Source organism: Mesobacillus harenae (assembly GCF_013343715.1).
Lineage (GTDB): Bacteria > Bacillota > Bacilli > Bacillales > Cytobacillaceae > Mesobacillus_A > Mesobacillus_A harenae.
This window is the reverse complement of record NZ_JABUNR010000005.1, coordinates 179,418-198,006: the sequence shown is the minus strand read 5'-3', so window position 1 is coordinate 198,006 and position 18,589 is coordinate 179,418. Positions and strand designations below refer to the sequence as shown.

Genomic DNA, 18,589 nt, shown 5'->3' with positions numbered 1-18,589 from the left:
ATTTGAATCTACTTAAACCAAAGCCAGGCGAAAAAAATATGGATTTGAAAAGATGCTTATCAATTTTATTGTTTCGGTGATACTATTAATATTCTGAACTTTGGAGCTGCAAATCATGCCAGGTATATTAAAACCGGAACATATAGTGGAATTGATTGCCGTTACGGCTGGGTTGACTGGTATTGTCATGATACTAAAAAGCAACTGGAAGTGGTATGGGGTTCTATATCTCTTAAGCAGTGCTTCTGCTGCATCCGTTTGTTACTTGTTTGTGACTTTGGACTTTTATTCCTTTAAAGCTAAATTGACAGAGGTTCTGCCTATACCAATTATAGAGATGCTAACGGTCATCCCGTTTTTATCTTTACTGGGGGTAAAGTATAGTCCTGAAAAATGGATCTGGAAGATTCCATTTTATGCTGTACTAGTTCACATTGCAATTACACTAGAAACAACAGTTTTGCATCGTCCTGTTCAAATTATAGACTTCAAAATCAGCTGGGATTTATGGGATTCCTACACAGCCTGGTGGATTTACTTATTATTCTTTGAAGGAATAGGAGGGAAAATTGTACCTGCTTCGTCGCGGACACCTATAAATAGTTCAAGCTTTCGCTATGGACAATGGGCATGGATTATCTTGCATGTGGTCATGCTTACAACTATTTTTCTAGCTGGGGTGTACCTTGGTAGGCTGCTAAGCAGGTAACTCCAGATCGGTGTATGGGTATTACTAATAATAGAGCGGGGAAAGGAATCTTATCCTATAAAACAAGTTTAAAAAGAACCGTCATAAATTGTATGGCGGTTCTTCTTTTAGTTATTTTTCGCCTACCTCAACTACTTGCTGGAAAGTTGGACGATTCATCCATTGCATATTTGGTGCAGATAATAGCCCCACTCCAGATTGAATGATTTCGTCCCGTTTAGAATCATAGACCCAGTCATCAACTCTGGCAGAGCCATATTCATCTTCAAGATGATCAGCCGCTTTGCTTAAGGCCGTCCAAACTAAGCTTTTACAAGAGTCAAGGTTTTGCCTTCCATTTTTTTTGTTAGGCCCATAACAATAAGTTCTATGCCAAGGTGAAATCACCTTTTCGTTTAACAGCTGACGGATATTTTTGTGGAAATAAGTATAATAACCGTTCATATAGGCTGATCCTTGGCCCAATTGCGGAGAATCTTCGATAATATTTGGCAGGTCAGTGTCCTTCAATACTCCTCCAAACATTTCATGTTTAAGCATTTTGAAAAACTCATCGCCAATTGCAATTGCGACGGCATGGTCGTATACACCATCAACAGGATATCGGTCTCGGCGATGTCCTCCATCTTTTACCCATTCGGCCAAGAGATCTTTCATTTTTTTCAGCTTTTCTTGATCGGCTCCAGCAGGGGCTTGTGTATCCATAAGCTTTAGTACCAGAGGGTATACCTCCTGGCCTTTAAGGTCAACTGTAGATGCATCAGCAGTGATGTTAACCACATCTGCTCTGGTTAACAAATCTCTAGTATTAAGCTTTTGCTTAATTCGTTTTTCTAAAAAATCGGACCTAAAGATGGACCCATAATTAAAATTCGCATCATTCGCACGGAAATCAGGAGCCGTCTTATTGTTCCAGCTAAGGAGATATCCTGATTTCGGATTCACATCAAAAGGGTGGCTATCACTCTTCAAAAAATCACCTGTCCAATCATAATTTCCGTCCCCCCATGTTGGCAAGTCAGGATCAGTTTTAGGGTTCCTGATTGGAAGCAATCCGCTATGCTGGTAGGCGATATCCTTTTGGTCAACATAAAACCAATTGAAGGTATAATCCACCTTTTCAAAGGCTTTCCGAAAGGACTCAGTCCCATTAGACATAAAATCAGGGTCGTTAACTCTCATAAATCCTATAGCACTGTTGAATTCTTTGCCATACGTGGAACGCTGTTCGGAAATAGCAACAGGCTTTCCATTCACGGTTCCTCTTCCTACAATTGGACCATAAACGGACCGCTGAACTTCGTTTTTATATATTATATTCTTTATGGAAGGCTCAGGGATGCCTGCAAGTGTTGGTTTAGCTATTTGGGTATGCTCGTATACTTCCATAGGTGTACATTTACTTTTATATAGGTAATGTGCGGAATCCATTGTTGGCTGCTTTCCGTCTGGCTCACAAAGCTTTAGGACCCATTCATCAACATTATCAGAGCTAGCCGAGGTAGCCGACCAAGCATAATCGTTACCACGGCCCAGCTGGACATACATATTGGTGCCTGCGAACGCTACTCCTCTGGCGTCAATCCCAGGTCCATGAATATCCATTTCAACAAGCAACTGTGGCGTGAAATATCCTGTCTGTGGTCCAAAGACGGCAATAGGTTTGCCCGATTTAGTTTGCTTCCCGCCGACAAGCAAGGCATTGCTCATTCCAAGCGGGTTAGTAAACTTAATTTCACCAAAGGGACCATCAAGGTTTATCTCTCGCGAAAAACTTGTATCCTTGATTGTTTGGTCAGCTGTCTCAAGATCTAAAAGAGCAGTAGAGTCAGGGTCGATTTGGTCATGATTGTTATATGGAAATGAGGTAGTCGTTGTAACAGGAGCTTCCTTGTCATTAGCACTTCTAAAGTCACTCCAGATGTTTTTGCCTTCTTCATTCCCATATTTTTTTTGAAGCTGGGAAAGGAAACGACCGCTGGCCACTTCATTCCCGCCTCCTTTACCAAAAATGCCGCCAACTACACTTGCAATCGCAACTGTATCTTCAGGCTTCCATTTTTGCGGCAAGACCTGCAAGCCTGGATATTCTGCTGGCAAGAGTGAAGGATTTAGTAAGGCTTTTGATATGTAAGCATTTACTCCTTTACTATAGGCTTTAACATCTTCACAGACCTGAGCTCCATCCTCACCCAGTTCACACAATTCAAGATATTGCTTCGTTAGCTCCTCCTCAGTATAAGGGGCCACAGCCAGCTGTTCACGGTCCATTTTTTTATTTGCTTCACTTGCACCTAGAAACTCACTAACTCGTGCCCGGCCGAGATGCCTTAATAGATCCATTAAAAACAAACGGTCTTCCGCTGTTGCATAGCCTACAGCAAACATTGTATTTTGCCTTGTCGTTCCATAAATGTGAGGGACTCCAAACTCTTTATCCCGGAAAATAGTGACACCGCTAATAGGTGAATACTTCCGGCCAATTTCGTCTGCCTTAACACCAAATGAAGCATCTTTGAAATAATTCATAAGATTTTCATCTTTAATGGGCGCTTCATAAACAAGTTTTTCATACATTTCTGTCTGATCATTAAAATGCCTCGGAAAAGCTTTAGTTAACTGGTAGAGGGATGCCTCTGCTGCATTCACAACCCCATCCTGACCAGGAGGAACAATATTTAGGAATCCTCCGGCATCCCGGTTTTTTTGATAATTACCGTCTTCCTTCAAAGAAAACGTCGAAAAGGAAAAGCCTGTTTGGACGATTAGCAACATCATGGCTGCCACGAGAATAAATGAATGGTGCCACCGATTCTTAAGAATTGAATTGATCAAAAGTTTCCCTCCTTGAAATCTTTTAAAGTGTTATAATATTCAGAAAATATAAACTCTTTTTTGTTTTATTTCAATAGGTTCGACATAATTTTTTTGATGAAGGATGAGATTTACATACAAAGACGTAGACTTTCTCATTGAGTAAAATTAAAAACTAGGTTCAAAGAATTAGTAGAACTTAGTGGAAAATAACTATTTATTTTTTATTGTTACTGAATAATTTTTTGGAAGTGGGGAACATTTTAGAAGATGAAAATATTCCCATGGGAAACAAAGGAGGGTGACATCTTGACAAAAGAGTTTGATGGAACGAATGTCAGCGGTTCAGAGGAATCATTGAGAAACAAAACCTCTGGGAAAAATGAAACCGAAAATACGATGACGAACCGGCAGGGCCATCCGGTTACGGATAACCAAAACGTTCGGACAGTCGGTAACAGAGGTCCAACCACTTTAGAAAATTATGACTTTCTCGAGAAAATTAGTCATTTTGACAGGGAGAGAATACCGGAAAGGGTTGTCCATGCCAGAGGCGCTGGTGCCCATGGATATTTTGAAGCGTATGGTACATATGGAGATGAGCTGATTTCGAAATATACTAGGGCTAAACTTTTTCAGGAAAAAGGGAAACAGACTCCAGTATTTATCCGATTTTCAACCGTTACCCATGGAGCACAATCACCAGAAACTTTACGTGATCCAAGGGGGTTTGCAGTAAAATTTTATACAGAAGATGGAAACTGGGATTTAGTAGGGAACAATCTTAAAATATTCTTTATTCGCGATCCCCTTAAATTTCCAGATCTGGTACATGCTTTTAAACCTGATCCTGTCACTAATATTCAGGACGGCGAACGAATTTTTGATTTCATATCACAGTCTCCTGAAGCGACTCATATGATCACATTCCTGTTTTCTCCATGGGGAATACCAGCAAATTACCGTCAAATGCAAGGTTCGGGTGTTCATGCATACCGCTGGGTAAATAATGAAGGAAAAGCAGTTCTGGTTAAATATCACTTTGAGCCAAAGCAGGGAATAAAGAATCTTACCCAAAAAGAAGCGGACGAAATCCAAGGTAAGAATTTTAATCACGCGACTCAGGACTTATACGAGGCAATCGAAAGGGGCGAGTACCCAGAGTGGGAGCTGTATGCCCAAGTTATGAGCGATGATGAGCATTCTGAACTGGACTATGATCCACTTGATCCGACGAAACTTTGGTATAAAGATGAGACTCCTTGGGTTCCCATAGGCCGAATGGTCCTAAATAAAAATCCTGAAAATTATTTTGCTGAAGTTGAGCAGGTTGCTTTTGGGACAGGAGTACTTGTTGACGGGCTTGATTTCTCAGATGACAAGCTGCTTCAAGGACGTACTTTTTCGTACTCGGATACACAAAGGTACAGGGTGGGAGCAAACTATCTGCAGCTCCCAATTAACGCCCCAAAGAAACATGTTGCCACTAACCAGGAAGGCGGGCAAATGCTCTATCGGGTCGACAGGGGCGAAGGACAGAATCCTCATGTCAATTACGAGCCTACAGTCATGGGCGGACTGAAAGAAGCCTCAAAAGATGGAAAAGATCATACTCCTTATGTAGAAGGGGAAGTAAAACGAGAAAAAATCGACCGTGAAAATAATTTCGGACAAGCAGGCGAAACCTATAGACGGTTTAGTGACTGGGAGCGAGACGAGCTTGTCAATAACTTAGTCAATACGCTAAAGCCTTGCCGCAAGGAAATACAAGATCAAATGATCGAGAATTTCTACAAATGCGATCAGGATTATGGAAAACGAGTCGAAGAAGGTCTCAAAAACGCCAAGGTTGATTCGGTTGGCGAGCAGCAAGGTCCGATTGGTGCAACAGAAACAGAAGAAGCGGTCCAACAGGCTGAAAAAATGGGGCACCCATCAGATCCATATTAAGTATTGAGGAGATGTGCCCGCATCTCCTCTATTAAATGGTCTAATGATTACTCACTATTCAATAGTTATTTGCGACTGGAATTTTTATAAATATAAAAAAATACTCATTTAAAAATTAGGCTTTATATGTTTTTGTCCTTCTGAGATAGGGAAATCAATGGATAAGACATCCGAAGGGAGGGAACTGCATGGCGAAAAACAATCAAAATGAAAGCTTAATTGAATTTAAACGGGGAAATATGGAAGAAGAGAAGCGGAATAGAAATAGTATGAAAGACCAGCAGCACATGCCTGATCAGCAGAACCGTCTAAAGGATCAGGAAAATCTGCGTAAGTAATATTTTAAAAAATCACACACCACCATCACCTGAAATGGGAGTTAGGCCTTGATGCTTAACTCCCTATATTTTTATAGGGATATTAAAATACCAATAATCGAAAGGGCGTCGTTCTCCATCTCTTGCCAAGCGACTAGTGTACTTAGCCGCTTGTCTGCGATAAGTCGAAATCTGATGCTTCCACTGGCTCCATTCTTAACATCACTGACCGGGAACATGAGCATTTCTTAATAGATGGCGGACAAGTTTAAAAAAATATATATTTACTGTAAAGAGAATCACATAGGCAATCATAGAGAAATAAATACTCCACTCGAAGTATTTAAATACTAGAAAATTATGGGCTATCCATTCAAGACCAACAGTAAAAAGTGCGACTGCTAAAACATAAGCAGTACTCTTATACCATGGTCTGCTGAAATAGGTATAGCCATAAATAAAAAGATAACCGGAGCTAGTATAGACAAACAAATACATAAACAGATCCATGATTTCAAACTTTGGATCATCCATGATGTCATACAAATTTAAGGGCGGGCCAGCAATAATATGATCGACTACTGCGGCAAGATAAAAATTAAACAAAAAAATCAACACAGTTTCGGTTAGAGAGAATTTTCTTGGCAGAATCAGAACAAGTAAAGTCAAAAAGAAACCGATAATCAGTATAAAAATTTCATTTTCGTCAAATTTTTTTGGCAGTAAAAGCATCATTGCCTCGCTTCCTTCACCCAAATCGAATGAAATATGTAAGATAGACCCATAAAGGAAACAAACATTACAAACGCCTCGACATATCCAATGAAGGCATACCATCCTTGGGATTCTGCTACTTCAAAATGCTGATTTAGAAATACAATTGCTACAACCATGCTAGACCATAGAAGTGCAATAAAGTATTTTTGTAAATATTTTATATTTTGTCTTCTAAGAAAATATAGTAGCCAAATTGTTAAGATAGGGTAGACAACGAGCCGATCAAGCTGAATAAGGGGCAGTCCCAATTTCGCAGAACTTGTCTTTAGAATAGCTGAATTGACCGAGATAATATTGTAGAGAATTTCAAAAAGCGATGCACTTATCAAATAACTCCCAATTAATTCGATAGGATATATTTTCTTTTTTAAGAAAAGTAGTGTTCCCAACAGTAAAATACTTATAAAAATTTTAACTGCTAAATAAAAGGCCACAAAATCATCCTCCATTAGAATGATTTACTTTATAGAGTATTCTTTAAAATTCAAAGATTTTCTCCGGTTGATAATTATTCATTTACATTTTACTTAGTGTGAGCTTGAGACTAATATTCATACGTACTTTTGAGGTTTAAAGAGTCAAAGGAAACAAGCCCTATATCAAGACTTTTTAAAATATTCGTTTCCATAAGGTTCGCCTAAAAAGACATCGATATAAGTTCTGAGATTAAAAAAAGCCTCCCAAAAGGGGAAGCCACAAGTTTAAATGTCCGTAGGCTTTTCAGTGAGCCTTTCAACTGCACGGATTAGCCGTTCGTCATTTTCTGTTTTCTTTTTCATAAATGTCATCAATTTAAAAATGAGTACGATGGAAAGGATCGCAACAAAAAGAATAAACAAGATATAGACTAGCCCGAAAAGTCCGAAGAACATTGGGAAAATTGGTTCAGGTCCATTCATCATTATAACCCCCTAAGCTTTTTCTTTAGTATACCAATGACTGGTTAACAATGTCTAAGAATGCCGATCAGCACTCTTGTCAGCTGGATTTAGAGCAGCCATACGCTTGACCTCTAGAGGGTAGTTGTTTATTTTAAAACAAAGGCAAATAAAAAACGAGCGGGAGAGGGCCAAATTGCATCATAAACTTTTTTATAAAGACGCATACATAACTACCTTTTCAACAAGGGTCTTACAACAAAATTCGGACGAATCAGGCCATCATTATGTTCTTTTAGAAGAAACAGCATTTTATCCTGCTGGAGGCGGCCAGCCGCATGATACAGGTACCCTCAATGGGGTTCAGGTAATAAATGTGGAAGAAATAGATGGGGAGATTCGCCATTTCATACAAGACCCGCTGCCTAATACTAAGAATGAAATTCAAGGTGAAATTAACTGGGAGCGGCGATTCGACCATATGCAGCAGCATACAGGGCAGCATATTTTATCAGCTGCTTTTGAAGAGTTATTTAACATCTCTACAGTGGGTTTTCATCTTGGCAAAGAGACGGTGACTATAGATCTTGATGCTGATATTACAGAAGAACAAGTGTTGGCTGCAGAAGAGAAGGCGAATACAATCATCTTAGCCAATCTTCCAATTGAAACGAAGTGGGTGTCCTCAGAAGAACTGTCCCAATATCCGATGAGAAAGCAGCCATCTGTAACGGAGGATATTCGATTGGTCATCATTCCAGGGTTTGACTATAATGGCTGCGGCGGCACACATCCTGACTCGACCGGCGAAGTTTCTGCAATTAAAATTTTAGGTCTGGAGAAACAGCGGAATAAAGTTCGTCTTGAGTTTGTTTGCGGTAAAAGGGTTTTGAGGCAGCTTCATCAAAAACACCAAGCTATATCAAAACTAACGGAGTTGTTAAACTCACCGGAAGCTACTCTGGCTGCGGCGGCAGAGCGCTTGCTGAATAAAAATAAAGAAATGGAAAAAGCGGCTGAAGTAGCGAAAGACCAACTTCTTAGCTTCGAAGCTAGAGAATTAATCAAAGATAACTGCAACGGAGCAGTATTCAAGTCTTATAAAAACCGCCCGGTCCAAGATATGCAAAGGCTGGCGCGAATCATAACAGCTGAAGAGGATAATTTGATCGTCTTTATTACAGCTGAAAACGAAAATGGACTGCAAATGGTATGCGCGCGAGGGAAGACTGCGAATGGGAGCATGAAAAAGATTGCAGCAGCAGTTCTTCCGGAAATAAATGGCCGCGGTGGTGGTTCAGATATGTTTGCTCAAGGGGGAGGAGAAGCTGTCATAAGTGGAGAACAGCTTCTGGAACGATTACAGAAGGAATTAAAATAGAAGAAGAAAAAACGCCAGGTGAACTGCATTTGATTGTTAGGCTCAACCTAACAATCGAATGCAGTTTTTAGGTTGACCAAAAATGCAGTTATTAAAGAGTTTTTCTCCTCCAGAGCCCTGTGACTGTGTAATTCGCTTCCTTGCTATAATGGTTCCGCTTTCATTCTTTTTTTCTTAAATCTATTCTAACGGGATGCAGGAGCAAATAAAAATTTTAAAAAAAATGTAACTTAATAGTTTTTGAATGGTCTTTATAATTGAGAGGGGAGAACAGCATGGCGGATCCGCTAGAGGAGATGTATGAAACCTATAAAAAGCCCATCTATAACTATCTGTACTTCTTATGCAGCAACCCCCACCATGCTGAAGAGTTGACGCATGATACGTTTTTAAAGGCATTTAAATCCTTTAGTACTTTCAGAGGAGAGTCCAGTATCAAAAGCTGGCTTTACCGAATCGCACGCAATACATACCTTAACAGTGCCAAGAAAATGTCTAGTCAAATGGAGCTTTCTGGACTTGATGAAACCGATTATTTTAGCAGTCCGATAGACTCGGACAAAAAGCTGATCATTAAGTCGGTTTTCAAGCAGCTGACCGAAAAGGAAACCAACTTGATTTTGCTCCGTGAACATGGGTTTAGTTATCTTGAAATTGCTGGTATTCTAGGGCTGACTGAAGGGAAAGTAAAAGTTGGCCTTCATCGGGCAAAAAAGAAATTTAAAATGCTGTATCTGGACGAAAGTGAGGGGAGCCAGTAATGAAATTAGAATGTCAGGTTGTAAGGGACATTTATCCGCTTTATGAGGAGGGAGAATTAAGCCCTGAGGTGAAAGAGGCGGTTGATTCTCATCTATTGGAATGTACAGATTGCTATACTGTTTTTTCTAATGAAACTGGCTTTAATGAACTGCTTACAGGTAAGACAGTAACAGAGTCACTGCCCAAACAACTGGATGATAAAATCAGGCTTCGCTTTCGGTTAAAGCGGATGACGTTTATTGCCATTCTTCTGTTAACTGTTATCATCGTCTCAGCAGTAAAGGATTATATGGGTAGCCGTGATCACATCGCAAACGCATACCACAGCTTATATCTTTTAAGCGAATTCTTTTCTCAGGCTTCTAATGAAGTTAAAACGGACCAAGTAGAAAAAACCGAATTTTTAACGGAGCGTTTATTTTCAATCGTGGAGGGAACACGACCATATGAAGAAAATCTTAATTTTTTAGAACGGCATCAATTAAAAAATAGTGATTATTGGCTATATTTAAACCAAGGTGAGCTAGTGGATATGCTGCAAATTCTCCATCTCCGACATGTTCAAAATGACTGGAACGAACAGGATGAGGCAGCGTTTGACCGACTAAAAGCTTATTTTGCTGATTACCATAAATTTGTAAGCGAAGAATATGAAGAATTTCATCATGGATATAGCTCCTATTTTGTATTCTCTGATACAGAAAGACTGTCCGGATTATTTGAGAAAATCAATAACCTCTCCTTCTATTACAATCGGTTTCACAAGCTGCCGGAGGATGTTCGGCTAAAGGGTAAGGAAGAATTAACTGTTGTTCTTCAAGAAGCCTTTAATATTAAAAATGGTGAAGTGGATCTTCAGGAAACGAGTCCTTTAAATGAGGCTATTGGCGTCTACCAATACAGCATCAAAGATAGCAACAAAGAATTTAGCGGAAAGATTGACGGTTTTACCGGACAGATCATTAAAGGGTCTCTTATTTCACACAGGCTTACCGAGGGGACGCTGATCGAACAAACAGAGGCAAGGATTAAAGCTATAAGTTTTCTGGAAGGAATGTATGGGAATGTGAATGTGAATGTGAATCTGGTATTAGAAGGCATGAATTACAATGTTTCCAGTAATGTTGATCTTCAAGTATACAGCTACAGCTTTATCCCAGTCTCAGGCAACAAGGAATTGCATTTGCCATACGAAGCAAAATATTTGATCCATATTGATGCAAGAACAGGAGAACTTTTTAGTTTTCACTCACCGCTATTTTTTTCGTCGGCCTTTGTTCGGGTGCAGACGGAGGAGATCAGTGTTGACAAGCAAATGGCGCTTAAAAAGTTCAATCCTGAGAATGAAGGCGTTTCAGTTACTTACGAAGGCTTAGGAATCATTTGGTCTATGTATAGTGGCACATATGCACCAGTCCATATTTTAAAAAGTGAGAATGGCGAAGAAACTGAAACTGTGTATATCAACTCTACAACTGGTTTAATTGACATTCCATACGTTCGATTGAACTGATTACTGCTGTTTATTTTCTTAGCTATACAGAACGCTTAGCCTGGTGGGCGGCTTTTTGACGAATTAATTCCATAGCAAAGCGGACGAGCAAAAATGTGGAGGTAATGGATACCAGGCTGTGAATCCAGTTCCAGGATTTCTTGTAGGATATTAATTGGGTAGTTCGTTCCAGCCATGTTTCAGCAATTGTCATCGGAACACTAAACAAGAAGCTTTTAAAAATGATATCCATTACACTGGCTTTTTTTGTGACAACATTAAAATAAACACAGGTGATAGGAAAAATGAGATAGCTGAAAATAACACTAATATTAAAGCCTTTGAATAAATTAACCGGATACTCTATATACCCTTTTTTTACAAATATCGTATCAAAAAATGTCGCAATGTAGCTTTTAAGAAAAAAGACAATCAGCCAATCCTTGATTGGCGGCTTTTTCATAAGATTAAAGAAGGCGAGAATACCGAAAACTAACAGGACTCTTAAAAAGTTCAATTCGAACCTATTTTTCATTTTATAAAGCCTCCCTTACTTGGTTATAATCAGTAGTTTATCCAAATAAGGAGCAAAAATGAATATTTCAAATCTATTTGTATCACAAAAGGAAATCAACCTGTCTTTTATGGGGCTGCTGCAAGACTATGCCTTACATTCTTTGAATAACTGGAGGCGTTTTAAAAGGATAGAGGTAAGTGTTTGCTAATTACGTACAGATAGGGTATGAATGTTAATAGAGGTGATTTAATGTGACGCTCGGTCCAAGAGTATTAAAGACAGGGCTTGCTGTAACATTGGCATTATATATATGTTCTTATTTAGGATTAGAACCGGCTGTTTTTGCGGGTGTAGCAGCAATCTTTACGATTCAGCCGTCCATTTACCGTTCGTGGAAAAATACAACGGACCAGCTACAAACGAATATACTAGGTGCAATGATTGCACTTGTTGGCCTGTACTTTTTTGGCCATAACCCTTTTACGATCGGCATGGTTATCATCATCGTGATTATGATAAGTCTCAAACTAAAAATGGAGAGCACGATTTCATTAACACTTGTAACAGTATTAGCTATTATGAGCGCACCAGGCCAAGACGATTGGCTCTTTGCCCTTAACCGATTCTCAACGATTTTAATTGGGATGGGGTCTGCCCTCTTAGTAAACATCATCGTTCTTCCACCCAATTACAAAACCAATTATATGGATAAGATGGAAGAGGTCTTTCAGAACTTATCATTATTATTACGAACAGCTATATCAAATGAATTAACTGAATCCTCTTTTCAGAAAGACTGGAAAAGATTGAAGGGCGATATAAAAAAGCTGGAAGAGCTATACAAAATTTTTGATGAAGAGCGTGAAAAAATTTCTAAAGTAAAACCTGTCAATGCACGAGAGATCATTGTATATAAACAAATGTTAAAGTCTCTACAGCTTGGTGAAGAGCTGCTTGAAATTATTGACGAACATTATTTTCAAAGCCATCCGACAGATAGAGAAGATAGAGTTTTTGATGCTCAAATTGAGCACCTTATCAAGGCCCATGAGCAATTATTATTGAAATATGAGGGGAAAGTTAAAGCGGGAGAGCTCAACAAGGAAGAAACGATTATTGAAGAAACAAGCCTGTTTCTTCAGCAGATTCTGCCTAAATATCAGAAAAACGAATCGGAAAAATTACGGTTAGTTGTTGTGGGCTCAGCGATCTTCCAATATGCATTTCAGCTGCAGCGATTGAGTAATATTATCGAAAACTTTCAAAAACACAGTCATCTTGAAGTGAAAAAAAGCAGATTTCGCCTTAGAAGGAAGTAGTTGATTACTACAAAAGACTTCTGAGTAATCAGCGCGAAACGAGCCGGTCTCATGGGCCGGCTTGTTTTAATAGATGGACATGCGCTCAACCAAGATATTTAAACCCCGTAATCCTCGAACCGCTGAAGATCCTTGTTATGCCCTATTAAGATTAATATATCTTGTTCATTTACCTGCTGGTTTGCCTGTGGAGAAAGAATGATATCCTCGCCCCTCTGGATACCAATGATATTGCAGCCGTATTTCTCCCATACATTTAAATCGAGCAGTGTTTTATTTCTTATTTTAGGAGAAACGGCAACTTCAACAATACTATGATTACCGCATAACTCAATATAGTCAATCAGTTTTTCCGAAATGACATGATGGGCAATTCGCTTGGCCATATCCCTTTCCGGATGGATAACTCGGTCGGCACCAATTTTTTCGAGTACCCTATGGTGATACTCATTAGACGCTTTCACCCACACCTGTTTTATTCCAAGTTCTTTTAGTAAAAGAGTAGTAAGTACACTTGCTTCAACATCCTCACCGAATGATACAATGGCATGATCGATGTTTCGGATGCCTAGCTGCTTTAACACATTTTCATTAATAGCGTTTGCCTGAACAGCATGGGTAGCAATCGCCCCGAATTTGTCGACCTTATCCTGACTCTTGTCGATGGCAAGAACCTCTGCTCCTAATTCATGAAATTCTTCTACAAGACTGCCGCCAAATCTGCCCAGGCCAATAACTGCAAACTGTTTTTTCATTGCTTTCCTCCAAATAGGTGTTTATTGGCTACCGTTTATACTTGTATATTTCCCTTGCATGATGAATAAGATTCAAAAACAGCCTTCTGCTATGCTATTTGAAAAAATTAGAGCACACTCGTAACATTAACCATGCTATTAAGGTGTGAAGGAGATGACCTTGTTGGGGATAATAAAGAAGGAGTTTAATTCAAAGGGTTTTTATTGAAAAGAAAAGATTGTCAAAATGGAACTATAGCGTGTAGAATAATTTAAACAATATTGTATTACCTCCATCATGCAGGCTTCATAAAGGAGTTTTTACTAGTACTCAGGTGGTATAAGGGGAGTAATAATAAAACAGCTAATTAGAAAAGGGGATGTTGGATGAGGGACGTTACATTGCTAGATATCTTTGAACATCATATTGCACAAAAGTATTTAAGGCGCTCAGGGATCGCTCATGCTATTGCAGTGGCCTATCATGCCTTCCATCTCGCTAAGGAGCAAGGAATTGATGTAGATGTTGCTGCCAAGGCAGGACTGCTCCACGATATGGGACACTATACATGGTACCGGAACGGCAACTGGGATTATGAACTATATCGTAAAAACGATATTCACGCGATAAAAGGCGCGGAAAGAGCGCATAAGCTTCTGATTCGGCTTGGAGAAAACCCTGTAAGAGCAAAGGAAATCTCGTTAGCCATATTGTTTCACACCGATTCTTTTTTGCCTACGAATGATATTGTTCGAACACCCTTACAGCAAATTGTTAAAGGAGCAGATGAAAAAGATGAAGAAGAAGGAGGCCTTCATCATTACCGGAAAATAGATAAAGCTAAAGCAAGAGCAAGCATAATCCGGCTTGATGGCTGGATTGATAAAGAGCTCGAAAATGACTCCGCTTGATATAGAGTTAATAAACAATAAAAGCAATTTAAGTAAAAAGTCCATAAAAACTACGATATAAAGGTGAGCTATCGACGCATACCCAATTATTATCTAAACAATAGAAATTCGGGCAGTTCTTCCTGTAGAGGAGGAGCTGTTTTTATTTACTCAAAAACGGTATAAGAGTTTTATGATTCATATACCAGGCTCAGTACTGTTTTGGGAAAGTGAAACGAACTCGGGTGTTATGTTTTAATAGGTGGTAAAGCCTGACTTTTCACTATATTGACACATTTTAATAAAAATAACTTATTTTGTATTGACTTGATAATTATTATCAGTATAATGATAATGAGAAGCATTCTCAAGTATGGAATAAAAAATCACATAGGAAATAGGGGAGAGTATACTTATGAAAAAAAGCTTTTTGAAAAAAGGGATTATGGTTATGACAACAGCCTTTATGCTGGCTGCATGTTCAGGCAATGAAACGCAAAATGCCAATGAAACTAGTAAACCAGCTGAAAAACCTGAAACCGGAGAAGTAAATCTTTATACTGGCCGTCATTATGATACGGATGACCAGCTGTACAAAGCATTTACGGAGGAGACTGGAATTAAAGTTAACGTTATTAAAGGGGAAGAAGATGAACTTATTGAGCGTCTTTCTAGAGAAGGAGATGCAACAGAGGGTGACTTATTCTTTGCTGCGGATGCAGGCAGACTTCATTGGGCAAAAGAAAAAGATTTATTGCAATCAGTTGAAAGTGAAACTTTAGATCAAAATATTCCTGAGAATCTGCGTGATAAGGACAATCAATGGTATGCAATGACAAAGCGTGCCCGCGTGATTGTATATGCTAAAGACCGTGTAAATCCAGAGCAGCTGTCCACATATGAAGATTTAACAGATGAAAAATGGAAGGGCAAAGTGCTCATCCGTTCATCAGAAAATGTGTATAATCAGTCATTGTTAGCATCATTCATGGAGCTTAACGGAGAAGAAGCAGCAAAAGAATGGGCTGAAGGAATTGTTGCTAATATGGCAAGAGATCCAAAGGGCGGCGATACGGATCAGCTTAAAGCAGTTGTAGCAGGCGAAGGCGACCTAGCTGTCATGAACACTTATTATGTAGGACGTTTGGCGAATTCGACAAATCCAGAAGAAGTAAAGCTTGCTGAACAGGTTGGCGTATTCTTCCCGAACCAAGACACAAATGGAACTCATGTTAACATTAGTGGCATTGGTGTAACAAAGCACGCTAAAAACAAAGAAAATGCTGTGAAATTTATGGAATTTCTTTCAAGTGAGGAAGCTCAAAAATTATTTGCAGAAGGAAACAACGAGTACCCTGCAAACCCAGACGTAGAATCATCTGAGCTCCTTAAATCATGGGGTGAATTCAAGGCTCAGGACATTCACTTGAATATTCTTGGTGAAAGAAATGCTGATGCAGTTAAACTCTTTAATGAAGTTGGCTGGAAGTAATTATATAATTAAGAGGCCGATTCATTCACATGACGGCCTCTTATGTCGTATAATTCAGGCAGAGTTCAATAGTTGCTAGGTGAAAAGGGTGTGTAGTCGGGAATGTGGATTCGAAATATTAAATGGCAATTCAACAGCTGGGCGATCCTTACATTTGTTTTTGTTCTGCTCATTCTTTTGCCTAATCTTTCAGTGTTTGCCCAGCTTTTTACTGAACCAAACGAAAATTGGTACCATATAAAAGAATATCTATTAAAAAGCTATGTCATTAATTCATTAACCCTTGTTTTTTTTACTGCACTTTTTACTATATTAATAGGCGTCAGCCTGGCATGGTTTGTTTCTGCCTTTGAGTTTCCTCTTAAAAATTTCTTTAAGTGGGGAATGGTTCTCCCGCTTTCGATTCCTCCTTACATAGGCGCCTATACATATCACGGAATTTTAAACTATACTGGGGTCATTCAGTCAGAGTTGAGAAACTCGTTTGACATAAGCGTTGAGCAAAAGTATTTTGATATTATGACAATGCCAGGCGCCATTTTCATTTTCACGATGTTCTTGTTTCCCTATGTTTATATTATTACAAAGAGCTTTTTAGAAAAGCAGGCAGCATCACTCGTTGAAAACGCCCGATTGCTTGGCAGCAACTCTTTTGAAATCTTCTACAGAGTCATTATTCCGATTTCGCGCACGGCTATAATCGGAGGTGTCAGTCTTGTCATTCTCGAAGTTCTCAATGATTACGGTGTAGTTAAATATTTCGGAATTCAGACTTTTAGCACGGCTATCTTCCAGGCATGGTTTGGAATGGGGGATCACGGCTCTGCGGTTAGGCTTGCTGGAATTTTAATGAGCATTGTCATTGTAATACTTGTGCTCGAGAAGCTTTTTCGAGGACGAAGAAAATATAGCTTTTCAACGTCAAAGGTTAGGCCGATTCAAAAATTAAAATTGACAGGGATAAAAGGGTTTGGGATGTCCGCTTATTTTTTTATCGTGTTCTCGTTTGCTTTCCTTATCCCCTTGGCCCAGCTGGCACTTTGGGCCTTTATGACCTATGATATTATTTTTACAGAAGAGTTTTATCAGTTAGTATGGAATTCCGTATTTGTTGCCTTGATTGCAGCTATACTCATCGTGGTGGCAGCCTTGATCATTGGAAATTATACTAGACTATCGAATGGCAGGATTGCCAAAGCAGCCTCTAAGGTCACGATTCTGGGCTATTCGATGCCTGGTGCAGTTATAGCAATCGGTGTTATTACCATATTCATTGGTCTTGACCGAAAGCTGTTTCCCGTTTATGAAGCAATCGGGCTCCAGCCGACACTCATATTGAGCTTAAGTATCAGTATGCTGATTTTCGCCTATGTGATTCGGTTCTTGGCAATCGGTTATAATTCAATAGAGTCAGGCTTTGACAAAGTAGGCCAGTCGTTTACGGAAGCTTCGAGAACTCTTGGGATGTCTGTGACCCAATCATTTTTCAAGGTCGATTTAAAAATGATAAAAGGGGCCGTAGCTGGCGGATTTATACTGGTATTTGTGGATATTCTAAAAGAACTGCCATTAACCTTAATTCTGCAGCCATTTAACTTTTATACACTTGCAACTAAAGCATTTCAATATGCGAGTGATGAAATGATCCAAGAGGCATCCATTCCGTCCTTATTTATTATTATGATTAGCGGATTGTCCATCTTTCTTTTTCATAAAATTCTAGAAAAGGAGCCAAGCTGATGTATATTGAAATTAAAGATCTAGATTTTAAATATCAAAATGCGAAAGAGCATACAATCAAAGGGTTTTGTCTGTCAGTACATCAAGGGGAGATTATCTCTATCCTTGGCTCAAGCGGATGTGGAAAAAGTACAATCCTCCGGTTAATTGCCGGTCTAGAGGTTCCGAGCAGCGGTTCTATTGTGATTAATGGAAAAGTGATGGCCAATCATAACAGGTTTGAAAAGCCTGAGAACCGAGGAATTGGAATGGTTTTTCAAGATTATGCACTTTTCCCGCATATGACGGTTGCTGATAATATTAAATTCGGATTGAGAAAGATGAGCCGTAACGAGAAACTCAATCGCCTTAATGATCTTCTTGAATTGGTTGGCCTAAGTGGTTACGAGAAGCGGTTCCCATATGAGCTTAGCGGAGGTCAGCAGCAGAGGGTTGCACTAGCCAGAGCCTTGGCACCTAACCCTTCACTGATTATGTTTGATGAGCCTTTCAGTAATTTGGACGCTAATATTCAACAAAAAATACGTGACGAGCTTCGTGATATTTTGAAGCGGACCGGAATCACATCCATTTTTGTTACACATGACCAAAAGGATGCTTTAGCTTTGGCCGACCGTGTTGTTTCGATGCGGGAAGGATGTGTCACTAAAGTTGGAAAGCCTGAAGAGGTTATCAACACTAATTTTAATGACGTTCGATTTATATCTAATTAAACTTGCTTTGTCCTTTTTTTACATGATGTCCTTGGGATTATAAAAGCGGCCAGATCGGAAAGATTGTTATTAATTGTTTAACCTGGTTGGATAAGGGTAAAAA

The 18,589-nt window shown here is 39.3% G+C and carries 17 protein-coding genes; 11 read left to right on the top strand and 6 right to left on the bottom strand.

The annotated features are described in order from the left end of the window. Window positions 1–115: 115 nt before the first annotated feature. Window positions 116–709, top strand: coding sequence for a CBO0543 family protein (locus tag HRJ06_RS08375; RefSeq protein WP_174731757.1), 594 nt, complete (start codon window positions 116–118; stop codon window positions 707–709). 111 nt (window positions 710–820) lie between these two features. On the opposite strand, the gene HRJ06_RS08370 is transcribed toward HRJ06_RS08375, so the two are convergent. Then, window positions 821–3,544, bottom strand: coding sequence for a penicillin acylase family protein (locus HRJ06_RS08370; protein WP_174731754.1), 2,724 nt, complete (start codon window positions 3,542–3,544; stop codon window positions 821–823). A 249-nt stretch (window positions 3,545–3,793) separates the two neighbouring features. Here HRJ06_RS08370 and katX point away from each other — a divergent pair, with 249 nt between their 5' ends. Both katX and HRJ06_RS08360 read left to right on the top strand, forming a co-directional pair. Further along, window positions 3,794–5,473, top strand: a complete 1,680-nt coding sequence (gene katX / locus HRJ06_RS08365; protein WP_174731750.1) for a catalase KatX — start codon at window positions 3,794–3,796, stop codon at window positions 5,471–5,473. A 188-nt stretch (window positions 5,474–5,661) separates the two neighbouring features. Next, window positions 5,662–5,811, top strand: a complete 150-nt coding sequence (locus HRJ06_RS08360; protein ID WP_174731747.1) for a hypothetical protein — start codon at window positions 5,662–5,664, stop codon at window positions 5,809–5,811. A 201-nt stretch (window positions 5,812–6,012) separates the two neighbouring features. Here HRJ06_RS08360 and HRJ06_RS08355 read toward each other — a convergent pair whose 3' ends face one another. From HRJ06_RS08355 to HRJ06_RS08345, 3 genes are all read right to left on the bottom strand, one after another. Beyond that, window positions 6,013–6,525 carry a hypothetical protein gene (locus HRJ06_RS08355; RefSeq protein ID WP_174731743.1) on the bottom strand — a complete coding sequence of 171 codons (513 nt, stop codon included), beginning with the start codon at window positions 6,523–6,525 and terminating at the stop codon, window positions 6,013–6,015. Continuing rightward, on the bottom strand, window positions 6,522–7,001 hold the full coding sequence (locus HRJ06_RS08350) for a hypothetical protein (protein WP_174731740.1): 480 nt from the start codon (window positions 6,999–7,001) through the stop codon (window positions 6,522–6,524). The genes HRJ06_RS08355 and HRJ06_RS08350 overlap by 4 nt, the downstream gene beginning before the upstream one ends. A gap of 267 nt (window positions 7,002–7,268) precedes the next feature. Next, on the bottom strand, window positions 7,269–7,469 hold the full coding sequence (locus HRJ06_RS08345) for a hypothetical protein (RefSeq protein WP_174731738.1): 201 nt from the start codon (window positions 7,467–7,469) through the stop codon (window positions 7,269–7,271). Window positions 7,470–7,614: 145 nt separating this feature from the next. Between HRJ06_RS08345 and HRJ06_RS08340 the strand changes: the two genes are divergently transcribed. From HRJ06_RS08340 to HRJ06_RS08330, 3 genes are all read left to right on the top strand, one after another. Further along, on the top strand, window positions 7,615–8,826 hold the full coding sequence (locus HRJ06_RS08340; protein WP_422392721.1) for an alanyl-tRNA editing protein: 1,212 nt from the start codon (window positions 7,615–7,617) through the stop codon (window positions 8,824–8,826). A gap of 275 nt (window positions 8,827–9,101) precedes the next feature. After that, a complete protein-coding gene (locus tag HRJ06_RS08335; protein ID WP_174731732.1) occupies window positions 9,102–9,587 on the top strand; it encodes an RNA polymerase sigma factor in 486 nt (161 codons plus the stop codon). Continuing rightward, window positions 9,587–11,101, top strand: coding sequence for a zf-HC2 domain-containing protein (locus HRJ06_RS08330; protein WP_174731729.1), 1,515 nt, complete (start codon window positions 9,587–9,589; stop codon window positions 11,099–11,101). The genes HRJ06_RS08335 and HRJ06_RS08330 overlap by 1 nt, the downstream gene beginning before the upstream one ends. A 22-nt stretch (window positions 11,102–11,123) precedes the next feature. On the opposite strand, the gene HRJ06_RS08325 is transcribed toward HRJ06_RS08330, so the two are convergent. Then, window positions 11,124–11,615, bottom strand: coding sequence for a CBO0543 family protein (locus tag HRJ06_RS08325; RefSeq protein WP_174731726.1), 492 nt, complete (start codon window positions 11,613–11,615; stop codon window positions 11,124–11,126). A gap of 233 nt (window positions 11,616–11,848) precedes the next feature. On the opposite strand from HRJ06_RS08325, the gene HRJ06_RS08320 reads away from it, so the two are divergent. Beyond that, window positions 11,849–12,916 carry an aromatic acid exporter family protein gene (locus HRJ06_RS08320; RefSeq protein ID WP_174731722.1) on the top strand — a complete coding sequence of 356 codons (1,068 nt, stop codon included), beginning with the start codon at window positions 11,849–11,851 and terminating at the stop codon, window positions 12,914–12,916. Window positions 12,917–13,014: 98 nt separating this feature from the next. Here HRJ06_RS08320 and HRJ06_RS08315 read toward each other — a convergent pair whose 3' ends face one another. Continuing rightward, entirely contained in the window at window positions 13,015–13,671 is a 657-nt protein-coding gene (locus HRJ06_RS08315; RefSeq protein WP_174731719.1) for a potassium channel family protein, read from the bottom strand. Window positions 13,672–14,037: 366 nt separating this feature from the next. On the opposite strand from HRJ06_RS08315, the gene HRJ06_RS08310 reads away from it, so the two are divergent. The 4 genes from HRJ06_RS08310 to HRJ06_RS08295 all read left to right on the top strand — a co-directional run bounded on the left by HRJ06_RS08310 (window position 14,038) and on the right by HRJ06_RS08295 (window position 18,486). Next, the gene (locus HRJ06_RS08310; RefSeq protein ID WP_174731715.1) at window positions 14,038–14,562 is read left to right on the top strand and encodes an HD domain-containing protein; all 525 of its coding nucleotides are present in this window, start codon (window positions 14,038–14,040) and stop codon (window positions 14,560–14,562) included. Between the two features lie 394 nt (window positions 14,563–14,956). After that, window positions 14,957–16,033, top strand: a complete 1,077-nt coding sequence (locus tag HRJ06_RS08305) for a Fe(3+) ABC transporter substrate-binding protein (protein WP_174731712.1) — start codon at window positions 14,957–14,959, stop codon at window positions 16,031–16,033. 102 nt (window positions 16,034–16,135) lie between these two features. After that, window positions 16,136–17,773 (top strand): ABC transporter permease, encoded by a 1,638-nt coding sequence (locus HRJ06_RS08300; protein WP_174731709.1) that lies wholly within the window; start codon window positions 16,136–16,138, stop codon window positions 17,771–17,773. Next, window positions 17,773–18,486, top strand: coding sequence for an ABC transporter ATP-binding protein (locus HRJ06_RS08295; protein ID WP_174731707.1), 714 nt, complete (start codon window positions 17,773–17,775; stop codon window positions 18,484–18,486). Before HRJ06_RS08300 ends, HRJ06_RS08295 begins: the two co-directional genes overlap by 1 nt. Window positions 18,487–18,589: the final 103 nt, after the last annotated feature.

Coding starts and splice junctions, on each gene's coding strand:
- HRJ06_RS08315 (WP_174731719.1), bottom strand. CDS start 13,671: ATGAAAAAACAGTTTGCAGTTATTGGCCTGGGCAGATTTGGCGGCAGT.
- HRJ06_RS08300 (WP_174731709.1), top strand. CDS start 16,136: ATGTGGATTCGAAATATTAAATGGCAATTCAACAGCTGGGCGATCCTT.
- HRJ06_RS08360 (WP_174731747.1), top strand. CDS start 5,662: ATGGCGAAAAACAATCAAAATGAAAGCTTAATTGAATTTAAACGGGGA.
- HRJ06_RS08375 (WP_174731757.1), top strand. CDS start 116: ATGCCAGGTATATTAAAACCGGAACATATAGTGGAATTGATTGCCGTT.
- HRJ06_RS08335 (WP_174731732.1), top strand. CDS start 9,102: ATGGCGGATCCGCTAGAGGAGATGTATGAAACCTATAAAAAGCCCATC.
- HRJ06_RS08345 (WP_174731738.1), bottom strand. CDS start 7,469: ATGATGAATGGACCTGAACCAATTTTCCCAATGTTCTTCGGACTTTTC.
- HRJ06_RS08355 (WP_174731743.1), bottom strand. CDS start 6,525: ATGATGCTTTTACTGCCAAAAAAATTTGACGAAAATGAAATTTTTATA.
- HRJ06_RS08330 (WP_174731729.1), top strand. CDS start 9,587: ATGAAATTAGAATGTCAGGTTGTAAGGGACATTTATCCGCTTTATGAG.
- HRJ06_RS08305 (WP_174731712.1), top strand. CDS start 14,957: ATGAAAAAAAGCTTTTTGAAAAAAGGGATTATGGTTATGACAACAGCC.
- katX (WP_174731750.1), top strand. CDS start 3,794: ATGAAAATATTCCCATGGGAAACAAAGGAGGGTGACATCTTGACAAAA.
- HRJ06_RS08310 (WP_174731715.1), top strand. CDS start 14,038: ATGAGGGACGTTACATTGCTAGATATCTTTGAACATCATATTGCACAA.
- HRJ06_RS08295 (WP_174731707.1), top strand. CDS start 17,773: ATGTATATTGAAATTAAAGATCTAGATTTTAAATATCAAAATGCGAAA.
- HRJ06_RS08325 (WP_174731726.1), bottom strand. CDS start 11,615: ATGAAAAATAGGTTCGAATTGAACTTTTTAAGAGTCCTGTTAGTTTTC.